Below are 21151 nucleotides of genomic sequence, written 5' to 3' on the forward strand. Positions count from 1 at the left end.
TGTTCAGGAAAAGAGCAACCCGCCGTTGATGTCGATATTGGCCCCGGTGATGAACGCGGCCCGATCCGACGCCAGATACGCGGCTAGATTCGCGACGTCCTCGGATGTGCCTTCGCGTTTGAGCGGCGTGATACCTGCGACGTGGCTGCGCACCTCTGGCTTGGAAAAGGTGTTGTGGAAATCCGTGTCGATCATGCCGGGGCAGATCGAATTGACGCGAATATCCGGGCCCAACTCCTTGGCCATACCCCGCGTCATGGTCATCACCGCGCCTTTTGAAGCGGCATAGGCGACCGCACCTGGCCCACCGCCATCGCGCCCGGCCTGGCTGGCCAATCCGATGATCGAACCACCATTGGACATATGCGGAAGGACCGCCTGTGCCACGCGAAAGAACGAGGTGGTGTTGAGGTCCATCACCCGGTTCCAGTGGTCGATATCCATTTCGGCCAAAGTCTTGCGTGCAACCAAGCCACCAGTGACATGCACCAGCACGTCAATCGTGCCGCCAAAGGCGGTAGCGGTTTCGGCAATCAGCGCACCAACGTCTTGCGCCAAGGTCATATCGCCTTGCTTAGCGAGGGCCTGCCCACCATTGGCAGTGATCTCGGCAACGGCGCTGTCTGCGCCGGCAGACGAGCTGTGGTAATTGATCGCGACCGCTGCCCCATCGGCGGCCAGGCGCACGGCGCAGGCCCGGCCGATGTCACGTCCACCACCGGTGACGATGGCAACCTTACCGGCCAGCGGGGTTCCAGAATTGATGCTCATAGCGCGCCTCTCGTGCTGTCAGGACCGTGCAAACTGGGCGCAAACTGTCGGGCCGGTTTTGTCGTGGCCCCCTCCCAATCTGAAAACCGCAACCCTCCCCGGTCGCGTCCGGCAACTTCCTGATGTTTCAGAATTGTGGATATTAGACGACTAGTATGCTAGTATTGTCAAGAAGAGAAAAACGCACCATAATGGATCAAGACAGCAGAGCATTCGAGAAGCAGCGTCGAAAGAAGACTTGGGAACCCTTTGCACGAACCGGCAGATCGGTCTAAGTGATAGAAAAAGAGAGCTTGAAATGCAGGAAGCCACTGAAATTTTCGAACGACGTACGACAGCTGATGTTGTGTTTGATGCGCTTCGGAGTGACATCGTTTCTCTGAACCTGTTGCCGGGAACCAAGCTGTCAGAGGTCGACGTCGCCCGTCGTTTTGGCGTCTCCCGTCAGCCGGTCCGCGACGCATTTTCCCGGCTGGCCAACCTCGATCTGATTCTGATTCGACCACAAAAGGCCACCGAAGTCCGCGGGTTTTCGATGGAGCGCATTGCCCACGCGCGGTTTGTCCGCCTGTCCGTGGAACTTGAGGTGATCCGGCGTGCCTGTACGGTATGGGACCAGCCCCGTTCAGCGGTCCTGGCCCAGAACATCGAAGGCCAGCGTCAGGCAATTGACACAGGGAACGACGCGCAATTCCATGCGCTTGATTATGAGTTTCACAAGCACATCTGCTATCTGGCCGGATATCCGCTCGCATTTGAAACCATCGAAGAATGCAAACAGAAGGTCGACCGTTTGTGCGTATTGAGCCTTGGCCGGGAACGCGAAGTCGAGACACTTTGGCAAGACCATTGCGGTGTGGCTGATGCGCTGACGCGTGGTGCAGCGGAAGAAGCCACCACTGTCGCACGCAGGCACCTAGGCCGACTTGACGACACGATTGATGAGATACACCAGAAGCATTCCGAATACTTCGAGTGAAGGGCCATTGTCCCGGATAGAGCCGTGTGCCAGAGGCCGCAATCGATCCATGAAGCACTAACCTTCGCGCATTTCACTCGACGTGGCGAACGCGCGCCTGCCGCCAGTTGGCCGAGGTGTCACAATCCAACCCGTATTGGTCGCCAGGATATGGTTCCCTTTGTCGATTGCTCGGTCAATTTGGTCTTATTTCAAGCAGCCGGTTTTCCAGATCCATGGATACGTCGATCTCTGCCGCGTTCCCGCAAGATCGTTTTTGAGCGTGTGAAGCATGAAACTGACATGTTCGAATTGGGCTCTGAGCAAACTTGCGACAATGCGGTAAATTCTCCCACCTCAAAGCCGTCTGAATGTCAGCATTCGATGCCGTGACCTGGATGGCTCGCGCCCGCAGCGAACTTCCGCTTTCCGCCCTCCATCACGTCTTCGGCATAGGTCTTATTGTCCCACCAGTAATGCTCTCGGACCTTCCAAGCGCTGGGCCGCTCTTCCCCGATCTCATCGTCAATGACGTGACAAAGTGGTTTTCGACCCTGCGGCGGAAGCCGGGGCTCGACCGCCCATTCGCTCCACAATGGGCCCAAAAACAATGAAAACTGCTACTTAAGGTAGGGGGCATGCATAGGGGGCGGTTGCGGGGGTTGCCTAGGGGTTTAGATTTGGAAAGATTGCACGCATCTGAGCAGAAACCGCGCGTGCCGGGTGGTTGGCCGCTGTCGGTCAATATGGGTTCAGTTCGTATCTTCAGTGGGTTTTCCTTACGAGCATTCGGTAGGCGCAATTCAGCCCCTTTTTTATCTCACATTCAATAGCTTAACCCCTGTTCAGCTTAGGCTGCGCCTCCCTCAGGCCCACCTGTTTTAGTGGCTAACCCCTCGGACGGTGGTTGGGGTGCCACGGGCAGCCCAACGGGACTAAGCTTCCAGTGTCATCAATCTGCCAGGCGAAAAGTAACAATGGGCCAAGGAGCTGGGTGGCACGTAATCGCGTGTAAAGTCGCTGTAGCTGATGAATCGCAACGGGTTGACTTGGTGAGGCGTGTCGACTGGCTGGTCAGCTTCGCTGCTATCTGCGGTGGAAATCAGATCGGGGCGACACAGGTGAGTCTGCAGTAATCAAAACTATTTGTACAAGGTTTGTAGGGGCCGTCAAAAAATGTCGGCTGAAAGCGTTTGGGTCGTTGTTTATATTTATATACAGTGAGTTATTTGGAGGCGAGTACCGGACTCCAAGGGGAAAGCCATAAAGACTTGTAAAATAAAGAAAAATTTCTTTCCCAAGTGTCCAAGGTAGGGTCTGAGTGTGGATCAGGGACAGTTGGACTTCGACCTGTTATGTTGGGGGCAGTTCTCCCAAGAAGGTTATTCCGATGTCTGATATGAGTTGGTTGTCACTTGAAGATGCAGAAGCGAAATTCTTTGCAACACCCAAGGAAATCTTAGAATTGGTCGCGGATGGACACATTGAAACCATGACTGTCACCGGCGGCGATCACAAGTACCTTAGAGTCTTAGAAATCCATCTCGATGTGCATTTCAAACGAAGAAACCCAAACACCAGAAAAGCCGCTACGGCGAGTACAATTGCTGTCGGTGCGGCTTCGGGTGTCATGGCATCAGGGATATTCGAAGCTCTGAAGTCACTGGATAAGCGGACAAGTAATGAGGCTGATAGCCCCACCACCGAAGGTGGAAGCGGCGGCGGAGACACGGCCCCGCCTTGGAGTACTGGCCCTGGTAATGGTGGGGAGGGGAGCAGCGAATGTATTGAAATTGACGCCAAAGACAATCCTCCTGGTGGTCGCGGTGTAGGGGAGACAGGTGACCATTACGGAGGCTTTGGTGAACCTGATGCTGGTGCAGGTGACAGCGGTGGCCCTTTTGACCCGGAAGATGGAGAAATCCACAAACAGGACAAGTGATCATCGCCGACCTCCTCGACCGGCAAGCGTCGCGAGGCTGCGGTTTTTTGGGGGGGGAATCAGTCTTCGGGTTTGTCAGTCTGAAACATTTCCGGATAGGCATTCACGCACCAGGGTCTTCCAAACCGAACCAGGTCTTTGACCATGGACGCACATTGTTCTTCGGTGAAGCTGACCTCAGACCAGGGCACCCAGACAATGTTTAGGTCCCCTGATCGCCCACCGCTTCCGCTACCGCCACCATCGTCGCCTCCGAACCCGTCAAAGAATATTGGGTGCCGTAGGAGAAGGTCCGCCTCGTCTTCGCTCAAGGGGTGATCAGCGGTTGGGTTTTGCAACACACCAATTGCCCACCGACGCATTGGCTCCAGTTCGGAATTGTAATCTTCGTCAGAAGGGCTCTTCGACAAAACGCCTACTGCGATCCTGGTCATTTCGGAGGACCTTGTACGTTCACTGATTTGAGTGTTCAGAAAGTATGCAGCAACAGCCACGACCACAGGCACGGTTAGACCAACCACTATTTTTCCAACAATCTCAAACTTATCCCAATTGTCCTTTTCAGCCATGATCACCTCTGAAATCTTCGATTCCCGCCTCAAGCTCATTGATTACCTCCTCAACAGTAGTTCGAATTGTCGAATACTTGACGTTGAAGAACTCCCGGCGTGGGTTCACACGATACCGATCAAGCCTTTCATGAACGATCCCTTCCACTCTACGAGGTTGGGTAACAGACCAAGACTCTACGACCGCGAATTGATCGGGCTGACCAGAAGTGGACTCCAGTTGTCGCGCACGTTCATCGGCAGATTTCGTCGTGTAACCGACCTTATAGGTGTCCTTGGGGTGTTGGGCATTCCGCATAACATACACCTCACCAGTTTGATCGGAGTCGTTACCTGTGTGGACTTGGACGATTTGGTTGTTCTCGGGAGGTGAGAAGCCTAAGTCCTCTTCCCAACTCTCGTGTACGGTAACCCAGGTTTTCCCAAGAACATTGTCACCGTTTTTTCCAACTCCTGTCTGGTCGGGACGTAGTTGTCGCCAGTAACCATGTTGTTCGACTTTGAACTGCTTGGCTTCGATCTGAACTGTGCTGTAGGAACGGTTGGGTAGAATGATGGTTGCAACGTCCAAAAAATTCGGGGTCTCAGAGGCGTAAAGAATCTTCTTCATCTTACGAACGCTCGTCGTACTCTTCTTCAAATGAAGTTCGGTCGGCGTCCGCACAATCTTTAAATCGTCACGGTCTTCAATTCCTAACAAAACATGGGGCAACTCGTTCATTAGTGCGAACACCGAAGAATGAGCCGCTAGGGCCTCAGAGGCTCGATCGAACAATCCTGAGATTTGCTCAGTCTTGTGTTGTCCAGGGCCTGTAGCCATATCCGAGTACAACTCCCTGCTGTCCGTGATGACCTCGAATGAACGACGTCGTTCAGTGAGCATGTACCTCACCACAGTCGTTCCTCGGGATATGTCGATCTTTGAAAGCAGTATGACCGGATACAGTTCGGGGCGGTCGAAGAACTCGTCGAGGGTGAAGTCTATGTCTTCACCCACACTCTTCTTCAAGAACGGTTTCCGGGGGTCGAGGCCCGCTTCTTCGACTTTGATCTTTTCTTCTTTCCGGTCTGCGCTGCGTTTGGCCCCGAGCACAAAAACGGATATCTCGTCGCCGTATCGTATGAACGCCCAACCGAATACGGCCAAATCGGCTACTCCGGAAAACTGTAAATCGTCATACCCGCCAGGTGCCGAGACCATGTAGATTGTTCGTTCCTCAAGGCCGTAAAGGTCTTCGGCTGATCTTTCAGTGGTCGGGTCAGTCAACTGATCGAGAATAAAGTTTGGGTCCAGTGAGTAGTGCTTCTCAGGGAGTATTTTTAGGACAAGAGCACCGTCGTCCGGTTCAACAAACTCTCGGAAAACCTGAAACGAAACCGGTTGCTCGGAGCCATATCCGGTGAATACCCTGCCGTTATACTCCCGAGTGAATTCGCGGAGTTTCCGGTCTATGTAGAAACCAGGCCCGTTCATGGACTGAGCCAAGTTCAAGTACTTGGCCCGATCAACCATAGTATCCACGAACTGTTGCTCCTCAGCCGAGAGCCTCATCTCAATTGACTTTGGGTCCGCACGGGTGGCCATGGAGAACAGTTCGATCTTCTGTTCTCTGGTGAGTTTTCGCTGTGGTTGCTTCATGTCCTCGTCATTCAACTGTAACGCTTGGAACCCCTAGCACTTAAATTCCCCATCGGCAAAGAGCCGCTTCAGCCAAATTCGGGTTGTCTCTAATCCTCAATACGGCCTGCCGGGAAAGACCTGTGTGTTTCGAGATCGATGTGGCCCCGTGGCCCAGGTCGGCCATCTCGCGGACGGTTTGGAATGTGGCTCGGTCATAGCTGGGTTTCCGGCCCTTGAACCTGCCACCACGATCCTTTGCAAGTTCGATCCCGGCCTGCTGGGCGCTTCTTGTTGCCTCGGCCTGGGCCTGGGCAGTCGCGGCAAGGAACGCGATCATTGCGTCCCGCACGGCCTGTTGTACTGGGTCGGTCGTGGCACCGTCGAAGGTCATATCGTTGATCACTGTCCTGATCGTGACACCGGATCGTATGAAGTGGCGGACTGCATCAGTGACATCCCGGTAGTTTCGTCCTAGCCGGTCCACCCAGCGAAGCACCAGCATATCCCCGGCTCGAAGCTTGTCGTAAAGCCTCCGGCCTTCCGGACGGTCCCTCAGCCGATGTTTGACCCCTGAAACACCGTGGTCGGCTACGATCTCATCAATCTTGAAACCAGCCGCTTCTGCTTGGCTGATCTGGTGCTCCAGCGTCTGATCTCTGGTTGACACTCTGGCATACAATATGACGGCCAATCACGCCTCCTTCTGTCCGTTAAACCCGCGTCCGAAGGTATAGGTGTCCGTAGATGATTCGCAAGTTATGCGGACAGCAGATTTGGCCTCTGTGCCCTGTCCGCTACAGCATACCCCAACGGACAACATGATCGATCCTGGGACATCTGGGCAGTTCAGAAATGGTCTGGTTCTTGAACGCCGGATTCCGACAAAAAAACTGATGGAAATCAGGGGTGCTTTTCGGCTCCTGGCAGGGGGGTTATTTGAACATCAATCAAAAGAGGTCTTCGGTGTGATGCTGCCTCCAGTCCGTTCGGCAGTTGGCATCCCTGTGGGCACGGTGATGATGCAGATCAGCGGAGCCCATCTCCGGATCATTCAACCCAACACCACTCACCAGGTATTCGGGGTTGAGGATCGTAGCCGGAGACCGATTTAACCATGGCGGGGAGCGACAGCTTGAGTGTCAAGGAAAAGAAATCGTGCCGGTTGTGTTCTGATACATCGCCACCGCTCGGCGGCATAAGATGCGTCGGGGAGGCTCGTGGGAACGAGAAATTGGAGGTTGTCATAGGGGGGAATCAGGTTGCTTGTAACTTTACCCGAGGAAATTGGGCAGAGAAGTCATGGTGGCCGAAAAACTCGCTGACCGAGACTCAACTTGCAATTGGGGCACATCACCAGGCAAGAAAAGAAGGGGTTTTGTGCTATTCCACCCCAATCCTCTTTATTATTAGAGTCAAAAAATAGGTTGTGAGTGGTCAGAAGGCTGAATGTCGGTGGTGTTGTTGGTTGGGCCGTCGAAGATGGCCCGATGCTCCAATGCAATTCAGTGCCACTACTGCGGAGCGGTAAGAATACATCAGACGGTGGACTGGCCCTCATCATGTGACGTGGGCGGTTCTCATGGATCAATTGCTCGTCATGATTGGACCGATTGGAAGTGGTGGTCGATTTGGCTGACTTCGGCTTTGTAATTCTTCGAGTGCCGAACGAGTGCATCAGCCGCTTCCCGTGGAAAGCCCGCTTCAATTCAGCATCAGCGTGACAGGCGATGACCATCTGCTCTGGCGTCAGTGCCAGATCAGGCTCCTGATCACTGGCAGAAGAAGAGTTCGGGCCATGATTTGAAGAACCGGTTCCTGACCATTGGCTTCCATCCCGATGACTGTCTTTTGTGTACCGGCTTTCAGCCTTGGGCAAGTGCTCCTTGCACGAATACTGCCCCCATCCTACTAGTCCAGACGCTCGTTCCTGGGGATCACTGGAGTTAGCGGAATGATCGTCCGCCTTCTCCAGGTACCAATGCTCGGTCAGCGCATCGAGTTCATCATCGATGGAGACCGCCATGTCGAACGGAAGTTGGTTTTGCGACCACCCTTCGTTGGGGTCCAAATCCACATCCGAATTGTACCGGGTTTTCTGAGGCGTGCTATTTGATTGCCTGGATGGGCGGGAAAGCTCATGGCGATCATCCGTCGAAACGTCGCCATCAATGCCATTGACGATGGTGTCAGGTCGCGGGGTTGAAACAACAACCTGCCAAGGCGCATCGAACACCATGCGGAAGAACTGGCCCGCTTCCGTGTATTCATGTCCGGGAAAGTGGCTGATGCAGTGTGCGTGCAGCAGAGCAACCACCTGATCAGGGTGTATGTCACGGACATCTGCGACACCAGGAGCACGGAAAGGCAGGTTCCACTTTGCCTGCCCGGCGGTCGTCCATGACCATTCGAAGCGATAGGTTAATTTGACATCAGGATCGACCAGGCGGTGAAACCCGTCCACAACTTCACGCATCCACCGATGATAGTAATTCTTCACTGCCACATAGTCTTCACCGCCTTGTAGGTAACAGAATTTGACGGTGACAGGAGCAATTTCCCGGATTGGAAGGCCGTAGAACGGCTCGACCATACTCAGAGTGCGTTTTATATGTCGGTATGCTCCTGCACCCACCCGGAGCGGATAGTAGACCGGATTCAGGACATCATCAGAGATGAAGCGGTTTGGGTCTACACGCCATGCATTGGGATCAAGAGGTCTATTGTAGCACTTGTCACAGAACTTGAGTTGGCACGGATACGGATCACCGCATTTGCCGCACCGATTGAGAATGGGCCAGTTGATGGTGTCGTAGTTGAGAATATCCCTGGTCGCCGCGAACCGGTCACGCATTTGGCCCTGGGAGGCCATGGCTCCAAGCTCCAGTTCCCTCTGCGTGAGAACAGGGGTTTTTTGTTCAAATCGCCACACCGATGACCACCATGCGCTCTGCTCGTTTCTTGCCGAGTATTCCTGTTGAAACGACCGGCGTGACTGTATTTACAGGTTTGGCGGGTCCTACACGTCCGGCACTGCCTTCTTGGGCCCTCATGATCGGTGAGAATTTCCTAAATAACTGCATAACCTTCTTGGAGAGCCGATCATGGACAACCACAAACATTCGATCCGAAAGCTGGACAAGGACCTGATCCTTGAGGCACGGATTCACGCACTTCAAACAGGGCAAACCCTCGGTGAACTCATTAACCGGTGCATCGACGAATACCTGTCGCAGTTCGGGGATGAGGAAGTTTGGGAACAAGCTGCCTGAAGCCCGTACAGAATGACGATGACACACACCACCATTGTGAGTGCCAGGGACCCCATCGATTGAGGTGGCGGTCTTCATCGTTGATCTCGCTTCTCTGTCATGACATTGGGGACTCGGACCCCTGCGTGGTACGTGAACGACCACAATGTCTGCCTGAGTTTGAGGTAGTCGTCTTGACGGGCCAATTCAAGGAGAAGGCAGGGTGAACCCCAATCGCGTTATCAGGGTGCTGCCCTGTTACCGGCTGGCCCTAACACTAATCTGTACCTTTTCACTGGCCATACTTCGTGTTGAATTCGTTGACGTGGTTGGCAATCTTGGCTGACTGGGTAATCAACCTGCGCTGCTTGCGCTGACGTTATTGGTCAATCAGTCGAGTTTGTTGCCTTGATCCACAGGCCCACGCCTGCCCAAGGCAGGTTTTTTTCTTCAAGAAAACTCCGAGCATCTTCGTCAAGTTCGCCGTTCACAACTACGCAGGTGCCCCCATACCGGATGATCTGAATTCCGAAGATTTCAGTTCGCACCTCACCGGTTGCGTTCATTTGGTCACACATCGTTCGGGCTTCCAGCAATTGGTCCATTGTCACACCAGGGTCGGTTTCTTGCTGCTCTGCTAGGGCGATGATGGGGAGAGCGAGGAACACCCCCATTGCAAGCCAGGTATTTTTCATTGTGTGCCCTCCATGTCGTTGACGTTGATACGGTTGTAGAACTTGCTCATCAGTCGTGGTCTTCGGAGCCTGCCTCCAAGGCCACAGAAATCAGTTCGGCGATGGTCACCGCACCGTCCGTGGCATCGACGATTGCATTCAGCGTTTTACGACTTGCGATGCATGTTCCATCCCGAACACGTTTGACCGTCGCGACGCCCAGCCCTGACGCCCGAGCCAAAGCACGTAAGCTCATCTGTTGCCGGGCAAGGTATTCTTCCAATCGCATAAATGTTTCATTAAAGGGAACATAAATGATTCTCAACTAGAAACTTCACCATGATTGCGCTTCTGAAGAAAGTGTTCCATTTTGTGGAACGTCTACGTCACATCAAAGCGGGTCGCATGGAACTCAAGAAACGGCTCAGACAGGCCAGGAAAGATGCCAAGATGGGTGTTCAGGAAGTCGCTGATTTCCTCGATGTTGGCCGTGCGCAGGTTTGGCGAATGGAAGTCAAGAACGCCGACTTCATCTCCATCAGTCGCCTGCGAAAACTTGCTGATCTATATGGTCGTCCAATCGAACACTTCTTCGATGACAAACTTGAGATCGAAGGCCCTGAAATCTCGTACCAACTAATCGGCATGGCCATTGCTGCTGCTGAGGCGGTGGCCACTAAACTGCCAGAACGGCCATCGCCGGAAGCCCTTCAAGCCGCGACGCTGGCCGTCATCCGTACACAACAAAAGAGGTGGGCTGATGATCCAACTCGGCGGTTTAATCCGGAAGAGTACATCGCATTGATCGAGCAGAAATTGGATGAGGAATACAATCCATGATTGCGGTGGTGCTGCTCCAATGTGATAAAGCTGTGACTGCCAATAGGTATGTTCCCCGCATAGTGAATGATCTGTGCCGGAAATTCTATTCTTCCAATTTCATGCACGGGAAAATCTGTGGTTAATCATCAAGAGAAAACAGCGTTCATCTGGGCCATCGCGGATTTGCTCCGAGGGGACTACAAGCAGTCGGAGTACGGTCGCGTCATCCTGCCCTTCACGGTTCTTCGTCGCCTCGACTGTATACAGGCCACGACCAAGGACCAAGTTCTAGCCCGTGCAAAGGTGCTTCCGGACACAGCCGCACCTGAAATGCGGGAACAGGCCCTGAAGTCGGCATCCGGCCATGGGTTTTACAACACTTCGCCCTACGATTTTCCAAAGCTGTTGCAGGACCCGGATGATCTAACTGACAACCTCAAAGCCTACATCAATGCCTTTTCCACAGACATCAGGGAAACCGTCGGGGTTCATTTCAAGTTCTTCGACCAGGTTCAACGCCTGGACGAAGCTGATCTGTTGTTCCGGATAGTCGAACGATTCGCCAACATCGATCTCGGTCCAGCCCGCGTTACAAACCTTCAAATGGGCTACGTGTTCGAGGAACTGATCCGAAGATTCTCGGAACAGTCCAATGAGACCGCTGGGGAGCACTTTACCCCTCGTGAAGTTATCCGTTTGATGGTGGACCTTCTTTTTACCGAAGACGGCGATGCTCTGACTCAGCCAGGTGTGATCAAGACCCTTTATGATCCTGCATGTGGTACCGGCGGGATGCTGTCAGTTGCGGAGGACTACCTTCGAGACATGGCTCCGGATGCAAAGCTGATCGTGTTCGGTCAGGAGTTGAATGGGGAATCCTACGCGACCTGCAAAAGCGACATGTTGATAAAAGGACAGCGGGCCGAGAACATCGCTCAGGGCAACACGTTTACAACAGACGCCCATGCAGGCCGGACGTTCGATTACATGCTTTCAAATCCTCCGTTCGGGGTGGAGTGGAAGAAGGTGGAAAAGACCATTCGTGACGAAGCTGGCCGCGGCTTTTCGGGCCGGTTCGGGGCGGGCCTCCCACGTGTCAGCGACGGCTCTCTTCTGTTTCTCCAGCATATGATCTCGAAATTCCACGACGACGCTCCATCGAAGCTGGCTATCGTTTTCAATGGTTCACCCCTGTTCACTGGTGGAGCAGGATCGGGTGAATCCGAAATCCGACGCTGGATCATCGAGCAGGATTGGTTGGAGGCCATCGTCGCCCTGCCAGATCAACTTTTCTACAACACTGGCATCAGCACCTACATCTGGGTGCTGACCAACCGAAAGCCCATTCGCCGAAAGGGAAAGGTGCAATTGATCGATGCGTCCGCCATGTGGGTCAAGATGCGGCGATCCCTGGGAGAGAAGCGTAAAGAGATTGCGGAGGACGACATTCACCGAGTCGCCCAGGTGTTTGGTGATATGGAAACCTCGGATATCTCTAAGTTGTTCGACAACACCGATTTCGGCTTTCATCGCATTACTGTTGAACGGCCTCTGAGGTTAAACTTCACTGTGACGGCTGAGCGGATCGTAGCCGTTGAAGCAAGCAAATCATTCCAGAACCTGGCCAAGACTCGAAAGAAGGGTGCAGAAGGCCAACAGGAGGTCGCAGACGGCGAACGACTTCAGGGTGCAATTCTGTCCACACTTCGAGGGATGGAGGGGGACGCCCTCTGGAGCAACCGAGAGAGCTTCTCAGTAGCCCTGAGAGGGGCGTTCAAGTCGTCCGGGGTGTCTGTGCCCGCAGCGACCATGAAGGCCGTCCTGATGGCGCTCAGTGAGCGGGACGCCGAGGCGGACATCTGCACGGATCGGAAAGGCAATCCGGAGCCCGACGCGGAGTTGCGGGACAACGAGAATGTCCCACTGAAAGAAGACATCGACGAGTATTTCACCCGTGAGGTTCGACCCCATGTGCCCGACGCATGGATCGATCATTCAAAGACCAAGATCGGATATGAAGTCCCCTTCAATCGTCATTTCTACCGGTATGAACCGCCCCGCCCATTGGAGGAGATCGATGCTGATCTTCAGGTGCTGGGTCGGGAAATCCAGAACCTACTTTCCGAAGTCATTACCTAACAGAACGAGCGCATTGTTATGACCAAAATTCGAGGCGAAGACAGATCGGTTAAATCCCTTCTCGGGCAGAAGTTCCACATCGATTATTACCAGCGTGACTACAAATGGGAATCCAAACAGATCAGGGAACTCATCGAAGACCTGACAAGCCGCTTTCTCCTCGACTACCAGCCGGATCACGAACGAAAGGCAGTGGCCCACTACGGACAGTATTTCCTGGGCTCCGTCATCATCTCGAACAAGGACGGTGACCGCTTCATCGTTGATGGCCAGCAGCGGCTTACGTCCCTAACTCTGCTGTTGATCTACCTCGACAGTCTCCAGAAGGACCAGCCCGCAGATCAGCGGGTTGAGATCGCCAATCTTGTCTACTCGACCCAGTACGGCACCAAATCATTCAACCTTGATGTCCAGGAACGCAATGGCTGCCTCCAGGCTCTGATCAACGGCGACAGCCCTGATCCTACAGACGAACCACCCTCGGTCCAGAACCTGATCAACCGCTACCATGACATCACCGACATCTTTCCAGAAGAACTCAGGGGGGATGCGCTACCCTACTTCCTCGACTGGCTGACCGAAAACGTCATGTTGGTCGAGATCACGGCGTTCTCCGATGACGATGCCTACACAATCTTCGAAACCATGAACGACCGGGGCCTGTCTTTGACCCCGACTGATATGCTCAAGGGATACCTGCTGGCCAACGTGACAGATGATGAAGGCCGGGCTCAGGCAGGTGATGCCTGGAAAACCCAAATGGGCAAGCTTCGGGACCTGGGTAAGGACGAAGATGCCGACTGCATCAAAGCGTGGCTCCGTAGCCAATACGCCGACAAGATCAGGGAGAGGAAGGCCGGGGCCAAGCCCGAAGACTTCGACAAGCTTGGCACCGAATTCCATCGCTGGGTACGGGAAAACCGCGATCGGATTGGCCTCGCCACCAGCGCCGATTTCACTTCATTCGTCACGAATGATTTTCGTTTCTATGCCAGGGCCTATTCCCGCGCCAGACGTGCAGCCGACCTTTTTACTGAAGGGCTCACTTCGGTTTTCTTCAATGCGCAGAACAGTTTCACCCTGCAATACCCGCTGATGTTGGCACCGCTTCGCAAGGATGACGACGACGAAACAGTCACCAGGAAAATGCGACTGGTGGCAACCTATGTCGAAATCATGCTGGCTCGGCGGATGTGGAACTTCAAAGCCATCGACCACTCCACGATGCAGTACCGAGCCTTCCTGATCATGAAGGCGATCCGTGGTCTGGACCTGGAGGAACTGCGGGCCGATCTGATCCACCGTCTGTCGCCGGAGGGGGCGGATCGGGACGAATACATCGACTTCGAGACTCAAGAAGCCTTCCGGCTGCACGGAACCAACGGCCCGCAGGTGCATCGTCTTCTGGCCCGGCTGACTGAGTTTGCCGAGGTGCAGTCCGGTGGTGAAGCGCGATACCCGGAATATGCCAAACGTTCTGCCAAGAAGGGCGGGTATCAGATTGAACACATCTGGGCGGATCACCCGGAACGGTTCGAGGATGAGTTCGCCCACCCGGCCGACTTCGCTGCCTACCGCAATCGGATCGGCGGACTGGTGCTGCTGCCAGGACCGGACAATGCCAGCTACAGTGACATGACCTATGAGGACAAAGTAGACCACTATGCCAAGCAGAACTTACTGGCCCAGTCACTGCACTCCATTGCCTATGAAAACAAGCCGGGCTTCCGGAAGTTCCGGGAGGCCACGGGGTTACCCTTCGCGGCCAAGGAGGAATTCAAGAAGGCCGATTTGGACAACCGCCAGGCGCTGTACACGGCGCTGGCCAACCACTGCTGGTCACCAGAGCAGTTGCAGGAGGTGTAACCAAAGACGATGAGCCTCCATATCACCAAAATCGATATTCGAAATTTCCGCTCAGTACGGAACCTCTCCTTGTCGCCTAGCAAGCTTGCCGTGCTTGTTGGAAAGAACGACTCTGGCAAATCCAATGTCCTCCGGGCACTCAACCTGTTTTTCAACGGCAGGACGATGCCTGCCGACGATCTTGACTTCGAGATCGACCACAACATCTTCAATCAACCGAACCGCCGGGCCAAAGAAATCACCATCAAGCTGGAAATCGCAGTACCGGAGTCCTACCGGGATACAAATGGCGACTATGTGGTCTGGGAACGAAGGTGGCGCTTTGAAGGTCTGGTTCACGACGAATACTCGGGGCGAAGGAGTGTAGCCGGGCCACGTGGAGGGGCTCGTGTCGAAACGGTGGAAATCCCAAAACAGTCAAACGTTCATGCCCTGCTGCGCAACATCAATTTCGTCTATGTGCCTGCAATCAAAGACCTGGAATACTTCTCGGAGCTTCGGGCCAGCATCTATGACATCATCGCAGAGGTCGCTGACCGGGAATTCCGGAATTCCAGCCAAGACTTTGAGCAATCGATTTCCGACCAGCTTCAAGACCTCACCACTCAGATAACAGCGTCCCTCGGCTTCCGGTCCCGTCTTGCGCTGCCCAAGGACCTCAGCCACATCTTCGAGAGCCTCGATTTTCTCAGCGAAGGCCAGGACATCTCACTGGACTCACGAGGTGACGGGATCAAAGCCCGCCACATCCCGCTGATCCTCAAGTTCATGGCTGACAAGAAGCGGCGACTGCAAGGGCGTGGGTCAGCACCACACACGTTCATCTGGGGATACGAAGAGCCGGAGAATAATCTGGAACTGTCGAGTTGCGTGGAACTGGCCGACCAGTTCTGGGACTTCATTGACCATGGGATATCCCAGGTATTCCTCACGACCCATTCGCCGGTCTTCTACAACCTCCATCGCAAGGATGATGGCGGCGAGAACAGGATCACCTGTCACCACATCTTCAGAGAGGTGGATGAGGAAGGTACGAAACAGGCCAGGGCACTCGGTGACCTCGATGACCGAATGGGAACAACCGCCCTGTTCGCTCCGATGGTAACTGAGCTTGAAGATAGGGTGAGACGCCAAGAGAAGGCCCGTGCAGAGGTCGCAGAGCTTGCTCAGGCCAACCGCCGCAAGCTCTTCGTTGAGGGGCCATCGGACAAACTCATCGTAGACAAGGCATTGGCGGTCTTCGCCCCTGATAGAGTGGGGGAGATCGATGTCGAAACCCGGAACAGCGCCGGGATCAACTACGTGATCGATATGCTTCAATCATGGCGGAGCCGGGCAAAGCACCATCCTGAACTTCCCAAGGCGGCTGGATTGCTTGATCTTGACCCGGAGGCGAAAACCGCGATCAAGCAATGGAACGACGTTCCCGATAACATCAAATCGGCGAAGTGTTTCAAACTGCCCACGCCGCCTCACATTGTCCCGATCTTTCAGGCAGGGCTGCGCATGCCAGTGGTGTTGGAGTGCCTCTATGATCGCCCGGCGTGGGAATGGGCGCAGGGACAAGGGCACCTGAAAACTCGCCATCTACCTGGAGTAATCCCAGCCGACCTGAATCAACGCATTGTCGCCGGTGAAACTACCTTGGACGAAAACCTTCATGATGATTGGGCGATCTTCGTGAAGCATGAGTTCGAGCAGGCGGGTAAGAGGTCAATGGCCCAGCACTTCGCTAGCAAGGAAGACGATGACTTCCGAGCCCGTATGCCATTCATCGAACCCCTGGTTCAACAAATCACGGCCTACCTGTTTCCAGAAGAGGGTGTGCAAGCAGACGGTCCGAACGACGGCCAGCCGGAACCGGAGGAGCAACCGTGAACCTGTCTGGCATCGAATTTCCGTCTGAAACAGGCCAAGGGGAGACCAAATGACCGCGGTATCCCCCACTCTGAAGAAGCCATCGAACTTACGATGGGTCAGCGAGCTACCTGCAACCTGGCAGGAGCAAAGGCTGGGGTCTCTCCTTGATGAGATCGATGAGCGGGGCAACGACGATCTTCCCGTGCTGTCGGTTTCAATCCACCACGGTGTTTCAAACCGCCAGCTTCTTGACGAAGAGATGGATCGGGTGGTCCAGCGAAGCGAAGACAAGACGAAATACAAAGCGGTCCAGCCGGGCGATCTCGTCTACAACATGATGCGGGCCTGGCAGGGCGGATTTGGGTCGGTCACCGTCCCTGGCATGATCAGCCCGGCATACGTCGCCACCCGCCCGAAGCCTGGAGCAGAGATCGATACCCGCTTCCTGGAACTGATGTTAAGAACTCCAGCGGCTATAGAGGAACTGCGGTGCCAGTCATACGGCATCACGGACTTTCGGCTTCGCCTTTACTGGGAGAACTTTCGCAACATACGGGTCCCACTGCCGCCTATCGAGGAGCAGAAGGCCATCGTGGCCTTTCTGGATCGGGAGACGGGGCGGATTGATGCGTTGGTGGAGCGGTTGGAGCGGTTGATCGTGCTGTTGACCGAGAAACGTCAGGCCGTCATCTCCCACGCCGTCACCAAAGGTCTCAACCCCGACGCCCCCATGTTAGACAGCGGCATCGACTGGCTCGGGGAGTTCCCAGCGCATTGGCAGCGAAAGCGGCTCTACACCTTCGCACGGTTTGTTCAGGGCAAGGCACATGAGCCCTTCTTTGACGCCGACGGCGAATATGCTTGCGCAACTGCTCGTTTTGTCTCGACTGGTGGTCAAACCAACCGATTTTCAACGAGAAATATTACGCCTGCGAAGCCCGGCGATGTTTTAATGGTCATGAGCGATCTGCCCAACGGTCGTGCATTGGCAAGGGCATACCTGGTGAAATCGGATGACCGAATTGCAATCAACCAAAGGGTCTGTGGGATCACCATTCAAGACGGCGATCCCCGCTACTTTGCCTATCAGCTAAACCGACACGAAGAACTGTTGAGATACAACGACGGATGGAACCAGACCCACCTGAAGAACGAGTATTTCACCCAACTGGTTTTGAATGTCCCGCATCCATCGGAGCAATCACAGATTGCTGACTTTCTGGATGCGGAATTGAGTGAGATCGGGAGGCTGAGTGAGAATGCCGCTTCGATGATCGAAGGAGCCAAGGAACGTCGCTCCGCTCTGATCTCTGCCGCTGTCACCGGCCAAATTCCTCTCGCCGACATGACCGAGGAGGCTGCGGCATGAACATCCACACAGAACGCACCTTTCAGGAAATCATCCAGGCCAGCCTCTGTGGTGAAGGCGGCTACGAAGGAGGCGACCGCACCACCTTCGACGCCGAACGCGGCCTATTCCCGCTCTCGATCTTCCGCTTCATCCAGGCCACCCAGCCCGACACCTGGGATGCCCTTCAGAAAGCCTATGGCCCCAAGGCTGAGACCCGCATCCTGGAGCGTATCATGGAGACCAAGGCCAAGGACGGGACGCTGCACCTCCTCCGCCAGGGGTTCCGTGATGTGACTGTGGGCCAGGTGCGGCTGGCCTATTTCCGGCCCAACACCGGGCTGAACCCCGACACCCAGGCCCGCTATGCCGCAAACATCATGGAGGTGACGGACGAGGTGCACCACAGCCCCCGCAAGACCGAGGATCGGCTTGATCTGGTGTTGTCGCTGAACGGTATCCCCGTGGCCACGGCGGAGTTGAAGAATGCCTTCACCGGCCAGACCGTGGCCAACGCGGTGAAGCAATACAAGTTCGACCGCTCCCCCAAGGACCCGATCCTGTCGTTCAAGTCCGGGGCCCTGGTGCATTTTGCCGTGGATGGGTCCGAGGTCTACATGGCCACCAGGCTGGCCGGGAAGGCCACGTTCTTCCTGCCCTTCAACAGGGGCCGGGATGGCGGGGCGGGCAACCCCGACCACCCCTCGGGCCATCGCTCTGCCTATCTGTGGGAGGATGTGTGGGCCAAGGACCGGTGGCTGGATATCATCCAGAGGTTCCTGTTCATCGAACGGAAGGAAGAGAAGGACGACAAAGGCAAGGTGCAGGTCAAAGAGACGATGATCTTCCCCCGGTATCACCAACTTGATGTTGTGTCGGGTCTGATCGTTGATGCCAGGGAGAACGGGGCTGGCCAGAACTACCTGGTGCAACACTCTGCCGGGTCGGGAAAGTCGAACTCCATCGCCTGGTTGTCGCACCGGCTGGCCGGGCTGCACGATGCCGATGACAAGCGCATCTTCGACTCCGTCATCGTGATCACCGACCGTCGCGTTCTGGATGCCCAGTTGCAGGAAACCGTGTTCGGGATCGACCACAAGTCTGGCCTGGTTGAACGCATCGATCCAGCCAAGGGGGCGAAGTCGACACAACTGGCCAAGGCTTTGAATGAAGGCAAGCAGATCGTTGTCTGCACCCTCCAGAGCTTCTCAGCCGTGTACGGCAGCGAAGCCCACGATGTATTGGACCAATCCGACAAACGGTTCGCGGTGATCGTGGATGAGGCCCATGGGAGCCAACACGGCACGGCGGCTGAAGATGTGCGGAAAGTCCTGGGCTCCGAGGGCAAGGAGCCCGTCGAGATCATTGATGGGGATGTGGACCCGCTGATCCTCAACGCGATCCGACAGAAGGGGAAGCAGCCCAATTTGAGCTTCTTCGCCTTTACTGCCACGCCAAAGAAACGGACGGTTGAAACCTTCGGCCACTATCCGCCCGGAGCGGCAGAGCCGCAGCCATTTCATATTTATTCGATGCGCCAGGCCATCGAGGAAGGCTTCATCCACGATGTGTTGAAGGGATACACGACCTACAAAGCCTTCTACCGGCTGGAAAAGCGGATCGAGGATGATCCGGAACTGGAGAAGGCCAAGGCCCAGAAAGCCATTGCCCGGTTCATGTCGTTGCACCCGCACAACCTGGCCCAGAAGACCGAGGTGATGGTCGAGCATTTCCGGACTCATGTCCGCCACAGGATCGGAGGGCGGGCCAAAGCGATGGTGGTGACATCAAGCCGACTTCACGCCGTACGGTATTGGCAGGCGTTCCAGAAATACATTGATGCCAAGGGCTATGACATTGGGGTGCTGGTGGCCTTCTCAGGTACCGTTCCCGATCCTGACGTGCCGGGGGAAGAGTACACCGAGCCCGGATTGAACCAGATTAAGGAATCCGAGTTGCCCGAGGTATTTGGTCATGATGATCAGCACTTCCTGATCGTTGCCGAGAAGTACCAGACCGGATTCGACCAGCCTCTGCTTCACACGATGTATGTCGATAAACGGCTTCAGGACCTCGCAGCAGTTCAAACCCTCTCCCGTCTCAACCGGACAAATGCAGGGAAGGAGGATACCTTCGTCCTGGACTTCGTAAACGAAGCCGACGACATCAAGGAGGCGTTCAAACCCTATTTTGAGACTGCGGAGATCGATGAGCCAACTGATCCCAACATGATCTACCGGCTGCATTCCGATCTCGTCGCATTCCAGTACTTCTGGGCCCAAGAGGTCGAAGCATTTGCCGCCGCGTTCTACGACCCAAATCGCAAACGCAAGGACCAGGGTAAACTGTATGCGGCCACTGACCCGGCGATTGATCGGTTTTCGAATGAGCCTGATGAGGACCGTCAGGAGGAGTTCCGCAAGACCTTAACGCAGTTCCTGAGGCTCTATGCGGCTATTACCCAGATGGTGAGATTGCAGGACCTGGAACTGGAGAAGCTTTACACCTTTGGTCGCCTTCTCCGGGCTCGGTTGCCCAAACGGGACGGTGGCGGAGGCATCCAGATCGACGATGATGTCGGGCTGGAATACTACCGACTGAAGAAAACTTCGGAAAGCGATGCTTCACTTGCACCTGGAGAAGCTGTTCCTCTGGTCGGTCCGTCTGAAGTCGGTACTGGTATCAGTGGTGATCCAGAGACGGCTCATCTGTCCGAAATCCTGGGTCTCGTCAACGAGCGTTTTAACTTCGACTTCACCGATGCGGACAAAATCGCCGTCGATCAGTGGACCGCCGATATGATGGCCGATGCTTCCGTTGTAGCCCAGGCTAGATCGAACACCTTCGAGAATTTCTCAATGGCTAACGCCGATGTTGTAATGGAGAAGGCATTCGAGAGAAACGAACGGAACCCGGAGGTGTTGTCGAAGCTGATGAGCAACGCTGAAGCCTGGGCGATGGTCCAGGAGGCTGTGTTGAAGGCAGTTTACCATAGCGCCCAGCAGAGGCATTAAATTGGGCTGAAGAATCTGGCTATTGTCGTGTGTGTCACACGGGTCGATGGCGACCAGTATGTCCACAACACACCCACTTCCAAAAACATCTCGTGATATCAACGATCATGACTACCCTGCCGGGGTCGCAATTGCTGCGGCCCCAAGAAAGAGATGTCGATCTTATTGATGGCTTCGTACCTCTTTTCCAGACTGTGCCCTTCGCCGTAGTCCCCTGCGACATCACCGGAGCCGTGGCCGGTAAAGAGTAAGCGTTTCCTGGCCCGCACCTTCCCAATTCTCACCTGACCTGAGATTTCGCACCTGACGGAGATTAGGG

17 protein-coding genes are annotated in these 21151 nt (G+C 54.9%); 10 read left to right on the forward strand and 7 right to left on the reverse strand.

Going from position 1 to position 21151, the window contains the following annotated elements; all coding sequences use genetic code 11:
* Window positions 1-3: 3 nt before the first annotated feature.
* A complete protein-coding gene (locus RXV86_RS12965) occupies window positions 4-771 on the reverse strand; it encodes a glucose 1-dehydrogenase (RefSeq protein ID WP_316300479.1) in 768 nt (255 codons plus the stop codon).
* A gap of 298 nt (window positions 772-1069) precedes the next feature.
* On the opposite strand from RXV86_RS12965, the gene RXV86_RS12970 reads away from it, so the two are divergent.
* Window positions 1070-1750, forward strand: coding sequence for a GntR family transcriptional regulator (locus RXV86_RS12970; RefSeq protein WP_316300481.1), 681 nt, complete (start codon window positions 1070-1072; stop codon window positions 1748-1750).
* Between the two features lie 1369 nt (window positions 1751-3119).
* Window positions 3120-3671, forward strand: a complete 552-nt coding sequence (locus tag RXV86_RS12975; RefSeq protein ID WP_316300483.1) for a hypothetical protein — start codon at window positions 3120-3122, stop codon at window positions 3669-3671.
* 59 nt (window positions 3672-3730) lie between these two features.
* On the opposite strand, the gene RXV86_RS12980 is transcribed toward RXV86_RS12975, so the two are convergent.
* The 3 genes from RXV86_RS12980 to RXV86_RS12990 are packed head-to-tail and all read right to left on the reverse strand — an operon-like array spanning window position 3731 to window position 6552.
* On the reverse strand, window positions 3731-4240 hold the full coding sequence (locus tag RXV86_RS12980) for a hypothetical protein (RefSeq protein WP_316300485.1): 510 nt from the start codon (window positions 4238-4240) through the stop codon (window positions 3731-3733).
* Window positions 4233-5879, reverse strand: a complete 1647-nt coding sequence (locus tag RXV86_RS12985; RefSeq protein ID WP_316300487.1) for a GIY-YIG nuclease family protein — start codon at window positions 5877-5879, stop codon at window positions 4233-4235. Before RXV86_RS12985 ends, RXV86_RS12980 begins: the two co-directional genes overlap by 8 nt.
* A 40-nt stretch (window positions 5880-5919) precedes the next feature.
* Window positions 5920-6552 carry a recombinase family protein gene (locus tag RXV86_RS12990; protein WP_316300489.1) on the reverse strand — a complete coding sequence of 211 codons (633 nt, stop codon included), beginning with the start codon at window positions 6550-6552 and terminating at the stop codon, window positions 5920-5922.
* 127 nt (window positions 6553-6679) lie between these two features.
* Here RXV86_RS12990 and RXV86_RS12995 point away from each other — a divergent pair, with 127 nt between their 5' ends.
* Window positions 6680-6973, forward strand: a complete 294-nt coding sequence (locus RXV86_RS12995; protein WP_316300491.1) for a hypothetical protein — start codon at window positions 6680-6682, stop codon at window positions 6971-6973.
* A gap of 185 nt (window positions 6974-7158) precedes the next feature.
* Here the strand turns inward: RXV86_RS12995 and RXV86_RS13000 are convergent, their stop codons facing one another.
* Window positions 7159-8712, reverse strand: coding sequence for a hypothetical protein (locus RXV86_RS13000; RefSeq protein WP_316300494.1), 1554 nt, complete (start codon window positions 8710-8712; stop codon window positions 7159-7161).
* A 250-nt stretch (window positions 8713-8962) separates the two neighbouring features.
* Here RXV86_RS13000 and RXV86_RS13005 point away from each other — a divergent pair, with 250 nt between their 5' ends.
* Complete coding sequence (locus RXV86_RS13005; protein WP_316300496.1) at window positions 8963-9130, forward strand: hypothetical protein; 168 nt, start codon at window positions 8963-8965, stop codon at window positions 9128-9130.
* Between the two features lie 365 nt (window positions 9131-9495).
* On the opposite strand, the gene RXV86_RS13010 is transcribed toward RXV86_RS13005, so the two are convergent.
* Both RXV86_RS13010 and RXV86_RS13015 read right to left on the reverse strand, forming a co-directional pair.
* Window positions 9496-9804 carry a hypothetical protein gene (locus RXV86_RS13010; RefSeq protein WP_316300498.1) on the reverse strand — a complete coding sequence of 103 codons (309 nt, stop codon included), beginning with the start codon at window positions 9802-9804 and terminating at the stop codon, window positions 9496-9498.
* A 49-nt stretch (window positions 9805-9853) separates the two neighbouring features.
* Complete coding sequence (locus tag RXV86_RS13015) at window positions 9854-10072, reverse strand: helix-turn-helix transcriptional regulator (protein ID WP_316300501.1); 219 nt, start codon at window positions 10070-10072, stop codon at window positions 9854-9856.
* Window positions 10073-10122: 50 nt separating this feature from the next.
* Here RXV86_RS13015 and RXV86_RS13020 point away from each other — a divergent pair, with 50 nt between their 5' ends.
* The 6 genes from RXV86_RS13020 to RXV86_RS13045 all read left to right on the forward strand — a co-directional run bounded on the left by RXV86_RS13020 (window position 10123) and on the right by RXV86_RS13045 (window position 20832).
* Window positions 10123-10623: a helix-turn-helix transcriptional regulator gene (locus tag RXV86_RS13020; protein ID WP_316300503.1), complete on the forward strand. Its 501-nt coding sequence runs from the start codon at window positions 10123-10125 to the stop codon at window positions 10621-10623.
* Between the two features lie 66 nt (window positions 10624-10689).
* A complete protein-coding gene (locus RXV86_RS13025) occupies window positions 10690-12744 on the forward strand; it encodes a class I SAM-dependent DNA methyltransferase (RefSeq protein ID WP_316300506.1) in 2055 nt (684 codons plus the stop codon).
* 18 nt (window positions 12745-12762) lie between these two features.
* Window positions 12763-14610, forward strand: a complete 1848-nt coding sequence (locus tag RXV86_RS13030; RefSeq protein ID WP_316300508.1) for a DUF262 domain-containing HNH endonuclease family protein — start codon at window positions 12763-12765, stop codon at window positions 14608-14610.
* A 9-nt stretch (window positions 14611-14619) separates the two neighbouring features.
* Complete coding sequence (locus tag RXV86_RS13035) at window positions 14620-16488, forward strand: AAA family ATPase (RefSeq protein ID WP_316300510.1); 1869 nt, start codon at window positions 14620-14622, stop codon at window positions 16486-16488.
* Window positions 16489-16537: 49 nt separating this feature from the next.
* A complete protein-coding gene (locus RXV86_RS13040; RefSeq protein WP_316300512.1) occupies window positions 16538-17839 on the forward strand; it encodes a restriction endonuclease subunit S in 1302 nt (433 codons plus the stop codon).
* Window positions 17836-20832 carry a type I restriction endonuclease gene (locus RXV86_RS13045; protein ID WP_316300514.1) on the forward strand — a complete coding sequence of 999 codons (2997 nt, stop codon included), beginning with the start codon at window positions 17836-17838 and terminating at the stop codon, window positions 20830-20832. The genes RXV86_RS13040 and RXV86_RS13045 overlap by 4 nt, the downstream gene beginning before the upstream one ends.
* Window positions 20833-21151 lie beyond the last annotated feature (319 nt).

Origin of the sequence: Aliisedimentitalea sp. MJ-SS2, from assembly GCF_032586155.1 — a bacterium.
Classification (GTDB): domain Bacteria; phylum Pseudomonadota; class Alphaproteobacteria; order Rhodobacterales; family Rhodobacteraceae; genus JAWHTC01.

Bases quoted from the DNA above. Each gene is read 5' to 3' on its own strand.
- RXV86_RS12965 (WP_316300479.1), bottom strand. From the start codon at position 771: ATGAGCATCAATTCTGGAACCCCGCTGGCCGGTAAGGTTGCCATCGTC.
- RXV86_RS12970 (WP_316300481.1), top strand. From the start codon at position 1,070: ATGCAGGAAGCCACTGAAATTTTCGAACGACGTACGACAGCTGATGTT.
- RXV86_RS12975 (WP_316300483.1), top strand. From the start codon at position 3,120: ATGTCTGATATGAGTTGGTTGTCACTTGAAGATGCAGAAGCGAAATTC.
- RXV86_RS12980 (WP_316300485.1), bottom strand. From the start codon at position 4,240: ATGGCTGAAAAGGACAATTGGGATAAGTTTGAGATTGTTGGAAAAATA.
- RXV86_RS12985 (WP_316300487.1), bottom strand. From the start codon at position 5,879: ATGAAGCAACCACAGCGAAAACTCACCAGAGAACAGAAGATCGAACTG.
- RXV86_RS12995 (WP_316300491.1), top strand. From the start codon at position 6,680: ATGATCGATCCTGGGACATCTGGGCAGTTCAGAAATGGTCTGGTTCTT.
- RXV86_RS13000 (WP_316300494.1), bottom strand. From the start codon at position 8,712: ATGCGTGACCGGTTCGCGGCGACCAGGGATATTCTCAACTACGACACC.
- RXV86_RS13005 (WP_316300496.1), top strand. From the start codon at position 8,963: ATGGACAACCACAAACATTCGATCCGAAAGCTGGACAAGGACCTGATC.
- RXV86_RS13010 (WP_316300498.1), bottom strand. From the start codon at position 9,804: ATGAAAAATACCTGGCTTGCAATGGGGGTGTTCCTCGCTCTCCCCATC.
- RXV86_RS13015 (WP_316300501.1), bottom strand. From the start codon at position 10,072: ATGCGATTGGAAGAATACCTTGCCCGGCAACAGATGAGCTTACGTGCT.
- RXV86_RS13020 (WP_316300503.1), top strand. From the start codon at position 10,123: ATGATTGCGCTTCTGAAGAAAGTGTTCCATTTTGTGGAACGTCTACGT.
- RXV86_RS13025 (WP_316300506.1), top strand. From the start codon at position 10,690: ATGATCTGTGCCGGAAATTCTATTCTTCCAATTTCATGCACGGGAAAA.
- RXV86_RS13030 (WP_316300508.1), top strand. From the start codon at position 12,763: ATGACCAAAATTCGAGGCGAAGACAGATCGGTTAAATCCCTTCTCGGG.
- RXV86_RS13035 (WP_316300510.1), top strand. From the start codon at position 14,620: ATGAGCCTCCATATCACCAAAATCGATATTCGAAATTTCCGCTCAGTA.
- RXV86_RS13040 (WP_316300512.1), top strand. From the start codon at position 16,538: ATGACCGCGGTATCCCCCACTCTGAAGAAGCCATCGAACTTACGATGG.
- RXV86_RS13045 (WP_316300514.1), top strand. From the start codon at position 17,836: ATGAACATCCACACAGAACGCACCTTTCAGGAAATCATCCAGGCCAGC.